Raw genomic sequence first — 12346 nt, 5'->3', positions numbered from 1 at the left:
CGCGGTCATCATCACCCGAAGCCTGCTCCGCCGAGCCTGGACGACCCACCGCTGGGACACCCGACCCACCCGACGACCCTGACCTATCCGCGCGATCTCTTATTCCCGCGAACCCCGGAAACGCCCGTCACACCAGTCACATCCGCCCCACCGGTGGGCCGCCTCGGCGGCGCTGCCACCCCCGCGGATCAGGTCGTCGTGGGTGTGTCCGGAGCGCTGACGTCGATGGTCGCCGGCTTCTTGGTGAGCAAGATCTGAACCAGCCGTGCCTTGACCTCCGCCCGGTCTGCGCCTCCCCAGGTGACGGTGGTCGCGCCCACCCGGAAGGACATCGACTCGGTGGCGTCGATCCGCAGGTTCTGCACCTTTGCCCGCAGGGATTCGGGCAACGCAGTGAGCAAGTCGAGGGCGGCCTCGACGCCGGCGGGCGAGACCTGGCCGGAAGCGCTCGACACGACGGGGACGCCTGCTGGCGCCTTGGTCACGCGTTCGGCTACGACGCCCTGAATGTCTACAAGATCAACTTGACCTTTAGCCTTTTCCACGCCCAGGACCGGCAACCGGGCGACCACCTCGACCACGAGTGACCGGGGCAGTCCGCGTCGTACCGTGGCATCGGCCACCCGCGAATCTGCCTCGATCTGCGCCTCCAACGACCCGGTGTCCACCCGCAGAACGGGCACGCCGACAGCCGATGCGGTGACCTTCTTGGCGATCGAGCGGACCAACTCCGAGCTGCCGGTGATGCGCACGTCGTGCACAGCGAAAATCGGTGAGGCGAAGGCAATCCACAGGGCCAGCAGGGCCGTGACCAGCGCACCGGCGAGCCACGCCAGGCGGCGTCGTCCGCCTCGCCCGGCCGACCGGGCCAGGCCGCCCGGGAAAGCCGTCACGCGCCCGTCGGAGCGCGCCGTCTCGGGAGTGCCGAGCCTCATTCCCGGCCTCCGTCCAGGGCCGCGAGAATCAGCGGGGCGAGCCGGGTGACGTCACCTGCTCCGACGGTGAGCACCAGGTCCCCGGCAGCGGCCTTCGCCACCAGGCGGCGCACGGCGTCCGCGGGATCGGCGGCCAACTCGGCCTCGCCACCGAGCGCAGCCAGTTCCGCGGCGATCAGGTGGGAGTCGACACCGGGCATCGGCTGCTCCCGCGCTCCATAGACGGGAAGGAGCACGACCTGGTCCGCCCCGGCCAGGCCGGCCGCGAAGCCCGGGGCAAAGTCTCGGGTCCGGGAGTACAGGTGGGGTTGGAAGACCACGCGCACCGAGGCACCCGGCGCGACGACGGCGCGTGCTCCGGCAACGACGGCCGCGACCTTCGGCGCATTGTGGGCGTAGTCGTCCACCACGTCGACACCGGCGGCGCTCCCCCGCCGCTCGAAGCGGCGCCGGGTGCCGGGGAAGGCCGCCAGCCCCGCGGCGAGGGCGACCGGGTCCAGACCCAGACCGGCCCAGCCGACGCTCAGGGCGGCCACCGCGTTGACCAGGTTGTGCCGTCCCGGAGCAGCGACAGTCAGGTCGAGGGGCATCCCGTCATAGGTGACGATCGCCCGGCTGGTCAGGCCCGCGACGGCGACGTCGGTGATGCGCACATCCGCCTCCGGCGCCTCGCCGTAGGTGATGACGCGGCGCCCGGCGGCGCGCATCGCGGACGCCAGCCGCGCCGACCCGGCGTCGTCGGCGAAAGCGACGAGCACACCGCCGGGCTCTACCGAGCGGGCGAAAGCGGCATACGCTGCCTCGACGTGGGCGACGTCGCCGTAGAAGTCGAGGTGATCCGGCTGGACATTGGTGACCACCGCGATGTGGGGGCGGTAGCTGAGGAAGGAGCCGTCTGACTCGTCGGCCTCGGCCACGAAGACCTGCCCGCTCCCGCGCAGCGAGTTGCGGCCGAGATCGACCAGTTCCGAGCCGATCGCAAAGGACGGGTCGGCCCCGGCGGCGCGCAGCGCCGAGACGATCATCGCCGACGTGGTCGTCTTGCCATTGGCGCCCGCGACCGCCACCCGCGTGTCATCGCCCATGGCACTTGCGAGCGCCTGGGCCCGGTGGAGCACGGCGCGCCCATCGGCGCGTGCGGCGGCGAGCTCCGCGTTGCTCTCGGGAATGGCGGAGGAGACGATCACGGTGTCCACGCCCACGAGGTGCGCGGGGTCGTGGCCGATGGCGACCGCGATGCCGTCGGCGCGCAGCCGCTCGACGGCCGGGCTCTCGGCGCCGTCGCAGCCGGATACCGTGACACCGAGATCGCTGAGGAAGGCGGCGACGCCGGACATGCCGCTACCGCCGATGGCGATGAAATGGACGCGACCGAGCGCGGCGGCGGGCCGGGTCGGCTCGCCGAAGTCGAAACGTTCGTTGACGCCGTAGGGCACGACTTACCTCTTCATGCTCCGGGTTGCGTATGCCTGCGCGACCAGCCCCGCCAGCAGGCGGTCACCGCCCGCTTGCCCCACCGAGGCCGCGCCACGGGCCATGGCGCGCAGCCGGTCGCCGTCGCGCAGCAGCGGGATCACCGTCTCGGCGACCCACTCCGGATTCACACTCGCGTCCGGGACGAGCAGGCCACCGCCGGCAGCAACGACATCGGCGGCGTTGAGCTCCTGCTCGCCGTTGCCGATCGGCAAGGGCACATAGATCGCCGGCAGGCCGACGGCGGTCAGCTCGCAGACCGTGTTGGCGCCGGCGCGCGCGACCACCAGGTCGGCGACGCTGTAGGCCAGCTCCATCCGATCGGCATACGGGCGCACGACATAGGGCGCGCCGGTGCCGGTGTCACCGACCTCGAAGGCCTTGCCGGCGCCGGTCAGGTGGAGCACCTGGACGCCGCCGGCCGAGAGGTCCAGGGCGCGCGCCTCGAAGGCATCGTTGAGCCGCTTGGCGCCGAGGGAACCGCCGGTCACCAGCAGGGTCGGCCATTGGGGATCCAGCCCGAAGTGCGCCAGGGCCTCCTCGCGCATCGCGGCCCGGTCCAAGGTGCTGATCTCGGGTCGCAACGGCATGCCCACGACCTGGCTGTGGGTCAGCTTGGTCGAGGCGAAGGTGGTGCCGACGAAGGGTGTCATCCGGGCGCCGAGGCGATTGGCCAGGCCGGCCCGCGCGTTCTGCTCGTGGATCACGATCGGGATGCCCGCGCGCCGAGCGGCCAGGTAGGCCGGGGTCGAGACATAGCCGCCGAAGCCGACGACCACCTGGGCGCCGGTCTCGTCGATCGCGGCCGCGGCCGCCTGGACGGCGCCGCGCAACTTGCCCGGCACCGCGACCAGGTCGCCGGAGGGCCGGCGCGGCAAGGGCACCTTGGGGATGGTGTGCAGCGGATAGCCCCGTTCGGGCACCAACCGGGCTTCGAGCCCGGTGGCCGTGCCGAGCGCGGCGATGGCGATATCGGGCCGGATCACGCGCAGCGTGTCGGCGAGGGCCAGCAGCGGCGAGACATGCCCGGCGGATCCCCCGCCGGCCAGCAGCACCGAGTCGGGAAGCTCCAACTCGCTCATGAGGTGGTCTTTCGTCGCGCCCGGCCGAGCACTGCCATCGAACCCTTGACGGCAGACGGGCGCAGCGCCAGGGCCTCTCGGCAGCCGGGTTCGGCCCGGGCGAAGGCGAGGAGCATCCCGGCCGCGAGCATGGTGGTGATCAGCGACGAGCCACCAGAGGAGACGAAGGGCAGCGGGACGCCGATGATCGGCAGCGTCCCGATCACGGCACCGATATTGATGATGGCCTGCACGAGGATCCATACCATCACCCCGACGGCCGCAATGCGCACGAAGAAGTCGTCGGTTCGCACGACGAGGCGATACGTGGCATACGCAAAGACCGCGAAAAGGGCGAGCACGATGAGCGCGCCGATCAGGCCCAGCTCTTCACCGATGATGGCGAAGATGAAGTCGTTGTGCGGCTCCGAGAGCCACTGCCACTTCTCCTTGCTCGCGCCCAAACCGATCCCGGTCACGCCGCCGTCGGCCAGGGCGAACTGAGCGTGCAGCGGCTGGCGGCAAATGCCGTAGTACAGGTCCTCGTTCTTGGGCTTGCAGACCGAGGGGTTGAGCCAGATGTTGATCCGGCCTAGGCGGTTGGAGCTGGTCAAGGTGGCTAGTGCCAACAGGGCGACGCCACCGATGCCGGCGGCCGCGAACCAGCGCAGCCGGACGCCGGCGGCGAAGAGCATTCCCGCGACCAGCGCGGCGATGACCATGGCGGTGCCGAGGTCATGCCCGATCATCACCAGCAACAGCACGATCGCGGCCGCCGGCATCACGAAGGGGATCATTGCCTCGCGGAAGTCACCGAGAACCCGTCGCTTCTGGGCGAGCACGCGGGCCCCGAAGAGCACCAACGCGAGCTTGCCGAGCTCGGAGGGCTGCAGGGAGGTGAACTTGAGGTCCAGCCAGTTGCGGTTGCCGCCCTGGCCGGTGCCGAGCGGGGTGAAGACCACCAGCAATTGCAGGAAGACCGCCACGAGCAGGGCGAGGCCGCCGATCCGCTTCCAGAACGACATGGGCAGGCGCATGGCGATGACCAGCGCAACAAGCCCGAGGATCGCGAAGACCAGCTGGCCCTTGAAGACGGCGAAGGGGGTGTCGTCGTCCTTGAGCGAGACGATCATCGACGCCGACAGCACCATGACCAGACCGACCGAGACCAATAGCGCGGTGACCGCGAGCAGCAGGTAGTAGGTGGCCGCGGGCGAGTCGAGCAACTCGCGCGTCCTGCCGAAGGCGCGCCGGTTCGCGACGCCCGAGGCCGGCGTCGTGCTGGCACTGCTCACTGAGCTACTCCCCGCTGGACGTCAGGCGCGCGACCGCGGCCGTGAAGGCATCGCCGCGTGCGCCGTAGTTGGCGAACATGTCCATGGACGCGGCCGCCGGCGCCAGCAGCACCACATCTCCCGGCTGGGCCAGGCGTGCGGCCGCCACCACGGCACGATCCATCGCACCAGTGTCGGTGTCGGCGAGGTCGACCACGGGGAGGTCGGGCGCGTGTCGAGCGAGGGATTCGGCAATTCGCGCGCGGTCGGCACCGATGAGCACCGCCCCGCGCAGGCGCCCGGCGAATCGCTCCACCAGGTCGTCGATCTCGGCGCCCTTGAGCAGCCCGCCGGCGATCCAGACGATGTGCTCGTAGGCCGCCAGGGAGGCCGACGCGGCGTGCGGGTTGGTGGCCTTGGAGTCGTCGACGAAGCGCACGCCGGCGACCTCGCCGGCATACGCGACGCGGTGGGGTTCGGGCACGAAGTCGCGCAGCCCCGCGGCCACCGCATGCGGATGCACACCGTAGGCCCGCGCGAGCGCGGCCGCCGCCAGCGCATTCGCGACGACATGCGGCGCGGCCGGTATGCCGTTCTGCTCCAGGTCCCCCAGGCTCGCCACCGGGACGGCGCTGGTGGCGCGGTCCTCGACAAACGCGCGGTCGGCCAGGATGTCGTCGACGAGGCCGACCATGGAGCGGGCCGGGACACCGAGCGTGAATCCGATGGCCCGGCAGCCCTCGATCACCTCGGCCTGCTCGACGAGGCGCTCGGTCGCCGGGTCCTGGACGTTGTAGACGCAGGCGATCTCGGTATTGGCGTAGACCTTGCCCTTGTCCTTCTCGTAGTCGGCGAGCGAGCCGTGCCAGTCGATGTGATCGGGCGCGATGTTCAGGCAGACCGAGGCCAGCGGGCGCAGCGAAGAGGACCAGTGCAACTGGAAGCTCGACAACTCGACGGCGATCACGTCATACGGCTCGGGATGCAGGACGGCCTCGAGGATCGGTGTGCCGACATTGCCCGCGCTCGTGGCCCGGAGGCCGGCCGCCCGCAGGATGGCGGCGAGCATCTGCACCGTGGTCGTCTTGCCGTTGGTGCCGGTGATCGTCAGCCAGGGCGCCGCCCCCTCGCGCGCGCGCATCCGCCAGGCCAGTTCGACCTCACCCCAGACCGGGATCCCGGCGGCCGCCGCTGCGGCCAGCAGGGGCTGGTCCGGGCGCCAGCCGGGCGAGGTCACCACGAGGTCGAGCTCTCGGCCGCCGGGGAGGGCGGCTGCCGCCTCGGCTCCGGTGCGCACCTCGACGTCCAGGACCTCAAGGATCTGGGCGCGCCCCGCGGCGGCGGAGTCGGGCGCCGGCACCGCGGCGTCGACGAGAACCACCTGCGCACCCCGCTCGGCGAGCGCATCGGCGGCCGCGAAGCCGCTGATGCCGAGGCCGGCGACGAGCACGCGCAGGCCGGACCAGGCCGCGTCCCGGTGGGTCAGGTCCGCGACGTCACGACGGGCCGTCATGCCCCACCCACGACCCATTCGGCATAGAACAGGCCCAGGCCAAGGGCCACGAAGAGCCCGGCGATGATCCAGAAGCGGATGACGATGGTGACTTCCTGCCAGCCCAACAACTCGAAGTGATGTTGTAAGGGCGCCATCCGGAAGACCCGTTTACCGGTGGATTTGAAGGAGGCGACCTGGATGATCACCGACAAGGTGATGGTGACGAAGAGGCCACCCAAGACGATGATCAGCAGTTCGGTCCGGGACAGGATGGCCAGCCCGGCGAGCGCGCCACCGAGCGCGAGCGAGCCGGTATCACCCATGAAGATCTTGGCGGGCGCGGCATTCCACCACAGAAAGCCGAAGCACGCGCCCATCCCACCGGCCGCGACGACGGCCAGGTCGAGCGGGTCGCGCACGTCGTAGCACTTCAGGCCGGGCAGGCTCTGGCAGTTCTGGTTGCTCTGCCAGATCCCGACCAGCACATAGGCCGCGAACACCATGGTCGAGGCGCCGGTCGCCAGTCCGTCCAGGCCGTCGGTGAGGTTGACGCCATTGGAGGTGCCGGAGATCATCACATTGGCCCAGATGACGAAAAGCGCGATGCCGAGCAGCGGTGGACCGATGTCGAGATTGATCGGCGTGTCACGCACGAAAGAGATCGCGCTCGAGGCCGGAGTGAGCCCGCCGCTGTCGGGGAACCGGAGGGCGAGGACCGCGAAGATGATCGCCACGAGGGCCTGACCGGCGAGTTTCTGCTTGGAGCGCAGGCCGAGCGAGCGTTGGCGAGAGATCTTGATGTAGTCGTCGAGGAAGCCGACCAGGCCCAGGCCGGCCATCAGGAAGAGCACGAGCAGCCCGCTGGCCGACACCTGCCAGACGGTCAACGCGTGGGCAGCGAAATAGCCGATCAGGGTGGCGGCGATGATCACGGTGCCGCCCATCGTCGGCGTGCCGCGCTTGGTGTGGTGGGAGGTGGGGCCGTCGTCGCGGATGAACTGGCCATAGCCGCGCCGGACCAAGAACTTGATATAGGCGGGAGTTCCCAGCAGCCCGATGACGAGTGCCACAACGGCAGAGATGAGGACGGCCTTCACCGCGTCTCTTCCTCCTTGTCGGACGGCTGCGTGTCGCGCAGTCGGTCCCCCAGGAATCGTAGGCCCGCGCCATTGCTCGACTTGACCAGCACGATGTCGCCGGGACGGACGAGGGCAACCGCATCAGCGTATGCCGCTTCGGCATCCGCCGCATAACGAACCTCGGCCGCGCTCCCGGCGGCCTGGGCTCCGATGCCGATGGGTGCGGCGACCGGGTCGACGACCACCAGCGCGTCGACGCCGTGGGCGGCGACCAGGGCACCGACGTCGGCGTGCGCGGCATCGGACTCGACCCCGAGCTCGAGCATCGGGCCGAGGACGGCGATCCGTCGGCGCCCGGCGCCCATGGTTTCCAGCGCCGCCAGCGCGGCGGCCATCGACTCCGGATTGGCGTTGTAGGCGTCGTTGACGATAGTGACCCCGTCGGCGCGCTCGCTGACCTCCATCCGGTAGCGGCTGACCGGCCCCGCGGTCGCGAGCGCGGTCACGATGGCGGGAAGCGGCATACCGGCCTCGAGCGCGGCGGCGATGACCGCAAGGGCATTGCCGACCTGGTGGCGACCGGCGACGGCGAGCGTCACGTCGGCGGCCCCGGCCGGTGTGGTGACTCGGAAGCCGGCCCGGCCGGCGGGGTCCAGGGCGATGTCGTCCGCCCGCAGATCCGCGTCGGGCGCGGTGCCGACCAACTGGACCCGTGCGCGGGTCGCGTCGGCCATCGCGCGCACGGCGGGGTCGTCGGCATTGAGGATCGCCAGGCCGTCATCCGGCAAGGCGGCGACCAACTCCGCCTTGGCGAGGGCGATCGCCTCCCGAGAACCGAACTCACCGACGTGCGCCGAGCCCACATTGAGCACGATCCCGATGCGCGGCGGCGCGATCTGGGTCAGGTAGGCGATGTGGCCGATGCCGCGGGCCCCCATCTCGACGACGAGGAAGCGCGTGGTCGGGGTGACCCGCGCGACGGTCAACGGGACGCCGACCTCGGAGTTGAACGAGCCGACCGGGGCGATGGTCTCACCGGCGGTGGCGAGAACCTGCCCGAGCAGGTCCTTGGTCGAGGTCTTGCCCGACGACCCGGTGATGCCGGCGATGAGCAGCCCGGGCACGGCCTGCGCCAGGTGGCGGGCGAGAGCGACGAAGGCGGCCTGCTCGTCGGCGACGACCGCGCGCGGCAGGGGACCGGTGTCCTGGGTGACCAGGGCGGCCACGGCGCCGCCGGCCTGGGCGTTGGCGATGAAGCGATGGCCGTCGTTCTCGGCGCCGATGCGCGCGATATAGAGGCTGCCTGCGCGCGCCTCGCGCGAGTCGGTCACAACGGGACCGTCGACGACCAGCGTCTCGGCCGCCTCGGGAGCGATGCCGGCCACTTCGCCCCCGGTGACGGCAGCGATCTCGGCCAGGCTGAGGGGGATCACGCGCCACCTCCGCACCAAGCGTCGAGGGCGGTCTGCAACTCGACCCGGTCGTCGAAGGGATGCACCACGCCCGCGATGTCCTGGCCGCTCTCGTGGCCCTTGCCGACGACGGCCACGGCGCTTCCCGGTCCCCGTCGGATCGCCTCGGCGACCGCGGCGGAGATCGCCTCCCGGCGGTCGGGGATCTCGCTGATCTGCGCCGTCGCGTCCGCCGAGCGGGCGCCCGCAAGCACGGCGGCCCGGATCGCCGCCGGCTCCTCGGATCGGGGGTTGTCGTCGGTGACGATCACGAGCGCCGCCCCGTGGGCAGCGGCGGCCCCCATCGCCGCGCGCTTGGTGGTGTCGCGGTCGCCCCCGGCTCCGAGAACGACGACGATCGACCCGGCCGTATGCCCGCGCAGCGCCGCCAGCGCGGCGGCGACGGCCTCGGGGGTATGGGCATAGTCCACGACGGCGAGTGGAGCCGTCCCGCCGCCGGTCGGTGTGACGCGTTCCATCCGGCCCGGAACGTGCGGGTCGGTGCGCACCGCCGCCACGACGTCGTCGACATCGTGGCCCAGCTGCAACAGCACGAGGGCAGCGAGCGCGGTGTTAACCCGGTTGAAGTCCCCGGGCAGCGCCGAGCGCAGATCCAGCGTGGCGTCGGTGCCCGTCAGGGCGAAGGCAGCCGGATCATCGGGGTCCGCAATGATTCGCCAGTCGGCATCGGCTTCGGCGCCACCGGCGAGGGTGGTTACCGGGATGGGGGCGTCGGCCGCTAGCCGCCGGCCCCACTGGTCATCGACGCAGACGATGCCGTGGCGCGCCCGTTCCGGGGTGAAGAGCGACGCCTTCGCTTGGAAGTAGCGCTCCATGCTGCCGTGGTGGTCGAGATGGTCTTGCGAAAGGTTGGTGAAGACGGCCACGTCATAGACGACGCCGTCGACCCGGTGCAGGGTCAGCGCATGGCTGGACACCTCCATCACACAGGTCGCACAGCCGGCCTCGTGCATGGCGGCCAGCAGGGCATGCACCTCGGTCGATTCCGGGGTGGTCCGCTCGCTCTTGACCCGGGTGGGGCCGACGCGGGTCTCGACGGTCCCAACCAGGCCGACCTGCTGACCGAGCGCGCGCAGGGCGGAGTCGAGAAGATAGGCGGTCGTCGTCTTGCCATTGGTGCCGGTGATGCCGACCAGTGCCAGCCCAGCGGGCGGGCTGGCATACACGCGGGCGGCGAGGCCACCGAGGACCGCGCGCGGATCGGGCACCACGAGCACCGGCAGGTCGACGCCCGCGCCCGTGATCACCTCCGCCCCCGTCGGATCCGTGAGGATCGCCACCGCGCCGGCAGCGGCGGCCCCGGCCGCGAAGGACGCGCCGTGGACGTTGGCGCCGGGCAGCGCGGCATACAGATCGCCGGAGCGCACCGAACGAGAGTCGAGGGTGACGCCGGCAACGGCGACCGCGCTACCGGGCGCTGGAAGTCCTAGTTGGGTGGCGAGTTCGCCGAGGGCGACCGGTTGGGTGTGACTGGGGCGCAGGGTGACCATGCGTTGTGCCGCCTACCGGCGACCGTCCCGCAGGACTGCCGGGTCGTTCGCGTCGGGCGGGCTGGTCAGCTTCAGCGTCAGTTCCGGTGGCGTCGTGTCCCCCGGCGTCGGCGGAATGTCCAGCGAGGACAATGCATACGTCATGACGTCGTGGAAAACAGGGGCGGCCACCAGACCACCGTAGTAGGGCGAGGTCGGCTTCTGGACGATGACCGAGACCACGAGTTCCGGGTCCGCTGCCGGGGCATAGCCGATGAAGCTCGCCGTGTAGCCGCGGTAGTTGCCGACCTTGGCGTCGTAGTAGATGGCCGTGCCGGTCTTGCCGGCAACGCGGTAGCCGTCGATCACGGCGGCCGGCGCGGTGCCTTCGGAGCCGACGACGCCCTCGAGCATCTGGCTCAGCTGGGTCGCGGTGTTCTTGGAGATGACGCGGTTCTGCTCGGGGGCCGGGGCGGCGACCATGGTCCCGGACGCGTTTTGGGTGGCCTTGATCAGGCTGGGGGCGATGTGCACCCCGCCATTGGCGATGGTCTGGTAGACCCCGGCGGCCTGGATCGCCGTGATCGAGAGGCCCTGTCCGAAGGCGACGGTGTAGCGCTGCGACCCACTCCAGTCACTGGACTTGGCGAGCAGACCGGAGCTCTCTCCTGGGAAAGAGACCGCACTCTTGGCGCCGAAGCCGAACTTGCGGAAATACTCCTCCAAGACCGCCGCCTTGAGGGTCTCGCTGACGAGGATGATGCCGGTGTTGCTCGACTGCGCGAGTGCCCCGGCGAAGGTGAGGTATTCGGTCGGGTGCGCGTGGCTGTCGCTGAAAGTGCGATCGGAGCGGTGCAGTGAGTAGGGCACGACCATCGGCGTGCTCGGGCTGACCTTGCCCTCCTCGAGCGCCGCCGCGGCCGTGACCACCTTGGCGGTCGAGCCGGGCTCGAAGACCTCCGAGAAGGCCAGGTTGTTCCACGACCCGACGCCCTTCGACAGATCATTGGGGTCGAAGGTCGGGTAGGACGCGAGGGCCAAGAGTTCGCCGGTCTTGGCGCTTTGCACCACGACGGTGCCGGAGGCGGCCTTGACCTCCTTGATCTTCTGGGCCAGGGCGTTCTGGGCATACCACTGCAGGTCGTTGCGAATGGTCAGTTGGACATCGTGGCCGTTGGTCGCGGCGGACTCCTTGGTGAAGCCCATCGGGAGCCGGATGCCGTCCTGACCGATCTCATACTTAAGTTCGCCGGGCGTGCCGCGCAACGTGGGGTTGAGATAGGCCTCCAGTCCGCTGACGCCGTCCTGGCCGGCATTGGTGATGCCGATCAGGCTCGCCGCGGTCGTCGCCTGGGGATAAGTTCGCTCCGAGGTCCGCACGCTGGTGATGCCGGGGATGCCGAGCTTGGCGACCTCGTTCCAGGTCAGCGGCGAGATGTTGTCGATGACGCGGGAGTACTGCCCCTTGACCGTCAGCTTGACCTTAAGCGTCGCGGGATCCATCCCGAGCAGTGGCGCGAGGTCGGCGACCGCCCCGTCGACCCCCACGACAGTCAGCTTCTTGGCTACCGTCTTTTGATATTTCGGTATGGCCGTGGGGTCGGCGATGACATCCCGCTTCTCGATGCTGGAGGCCAGGATCGTCCCGGTGGCATCGGTGATCGTGCCCCGCAGCGCTGGCAGCGTCTCATTGACCACCCGTAGTTTCTGGCCGGCTTCGGCCGTCCCGCCCGCATCGAGGCCCTGGATCCGCACCAGTTGCGCGCCGAAAAGGCTGAGCACGAAGAGCAGGCCGATCATCAGGCCCCGCGCCCGGCCCCGGGGGTTGGCGCCGGGATTGGTGCGTCTCGGCAGCCGCGGCGGCCGCGAGGGGGGCCCGCCGGCTGCGCGCCGCGGAGGTTGACCCACCACTCGGGCCGGCGGCGTGGTGTCCGCGCGCAGTCTTCTCGTCTCGCCGCCAGCTGCCGACCCGCCCCGGGCGCCGGACGGCTGACCGGCAACGGGCCGGCGAGCCGAGCCCGGCGCAGCCGGCCGGGCCGGGTTCGCCAGGCGCCGCCGAGGCGGTTCGATGCGCTGCGTCACGGCTCT

General features: G+C 70.6%; 9 protein-coding genes. All 9 read right to left on the bottom strand.

Annotated features, from left to right (window positions below):
• Positions 1–188: 188 nt before the first annotated feature.
• From ABD209_RS12305 to ABD209_RS12265, 9 genes are read right to left on the bottom strand one after another with little or no spacing between them, the layout of a single operon-like run.
• Positions 189–935, bottom strand: coding sequence for a cell division protein FtsQ/DivIB (locus ABD209_RS12305; protein ID WP_344066729.1), 747 nt, complete (start codon positions 933–935; stop codon positions 189–191).
• The gene (gene murC / locus ABD209_RS12300) at positions 932–2371 is read right to left on the bottom strand and encodes a UDP-N-acetylmuramate--L-alanine ligase (protein WP_344066726.1); all 1440 of its coding nucleotides are present in this window, start codon (positions 2369–2371) and stop codon (positions 932–934) included. Before murC ends, ABD209_RS12305 begins: the two co-directional genes overlap by 4 nt.
• 3 nt (positions 2372–2374) lie before the next feature.
• A complete protein-coding gene (gene murG / locus ABD209_RS12295; RefSeq protein ID WP_344066723.1) occupies positions 2375–3490 on the bottom strand; it encodes an undecaprenyldiphospho-muramoylpentapeptide beta-N-acetylglucosaminyltransferase in 1116 nt (371 codons plus the stop codon).
• Positions 3487–4764 (bottom strand): putative lipid II flippase FtsW, encoded by a 1278-nt coding sequence (gene ftsW / locus ABD209_RS12290; protein WP_344066720.1) that lies wholly within the window; start codon positions 4762–4764, stop codon positions 3487–3489. Before ftsW ends, murG begins: the two co-directional genes overlap by 4 nt.
• A gap of 4 nt (positions 4765–4768) precedes the next feature.
• The gene (gene murD / locus ABD209_RS12285; RefSeq protein ID WP_344066717.1) at positions 4769–6256 is read right to left on the bottom strand and encodes a UDP-N-acetylmuramoyl-L-alanine--D-glutamate ligase; all 1488 of its coding nucleotides are present in this window, start codon (positions 6254–6256) and stop codon (positions 4769–4771) included.
• A complete protein-coding gene (mraY, locus tag ABD209_RS12280; RefSeq protein ID WP_324387868.1) occupies positions 6253–7335 on the bottom strand; it encodes a phospho-N-acetylmuramoyl-pentapeptide-transferase in 1083 nt (360 codons plus the stop codon). The genes murD and mraY overlap by 4 nt, the downstream gene beginning before the upstream one ends.
• The gene (locus ABD209_RS12275; RefSeq protein WP_344066713.1) at positions 7332–8750 is read right to left on the bottom strand and encodes a UDP-N-acetylmuramoyl-tripeptide--D-alanyl-D-alanine ligase; all 1419 of its coding nucleotides are present in this window, start codon (positions 8748–8750) and stop codon (positions 7332–7334) included. The genes mraY and ABD209_RS12275 overlap by 4 nt, the downstream gene beginning before the upstream one ends.
• On the bottom strand, positions 8747–10279 hold the full coding sequence (locus ABD209_RS12270; RefSeq protein WP_344066710.1) for a UDP-N-acetylmuramoyl-L-alanyl-D-glutamate--2,6-diaminopimelate ligase: 1533 nt from the start codon (positions 10277–10279) through the stop codon (positions 8747–8749). Before ABD209_RS12270 ends, ABD209_RS12275 begins: the two co-directional genes overlap by 4 nt.
• Before the next feature lie 12 nt (positions 10280–10291).
• Complete coding sequence (locus ABD209_RS12265) at positions 10292–12340, bottom strand: peptidoglycan D,D-transpeptidase FtsI family protein (RefSeq protein ID WP_344066707.1); 2049 nt, start codon at positions 12338–12340, stop codon at positions 10292–10294.
• Positions 12341–12346: the final 6 nt, after the last annotated feature.

It is taken from the genome of Nostocoides vanveenii, assembly GCF_039531165.1.
GTDB classification, from domain to species: Bacteria; Actinomycetota; Actinomycetes; order Actinomycetales; family Dermatophilaceae; genus Nostocoides_A; species Nostocoides_A vanveenii.
The sequence above is the reverse complement of the archived record's forward strand: the minus strand, read 5'-3'. Positions and strand labels throughout refer to the sequence as shown.

Coding starts and splice junctions, on each gene's coding strand:
- murG (WP_344066723.1), bottom strand. CDS start 3,490: ATGAGCGAGTTGGAGCTTCCCGACTCGGTGCTGCTGGCCGGCGGGGGA.
- ABD209_RS12270 (WP_344066710.1), bottom strand. CDS start 10,279: ATGGTCACCCTGCGCCCCAGTCACACCCAACCGGTCGCCCTCGGCGAA.
- murD (WP_344066717.1), bottom strand. CDS start 6,256: ATGACGGCCCGTCGTGACGTCGCGGACCTGACCCACCGGGACGCGGCC.
- ABD209_RS12305 (WP_344066729.1), bottom strand. CDS start 935: ATGAGGCTCGGCACTCCCGAGACGGCGCGCTCCGACGGGCGCGTGACG.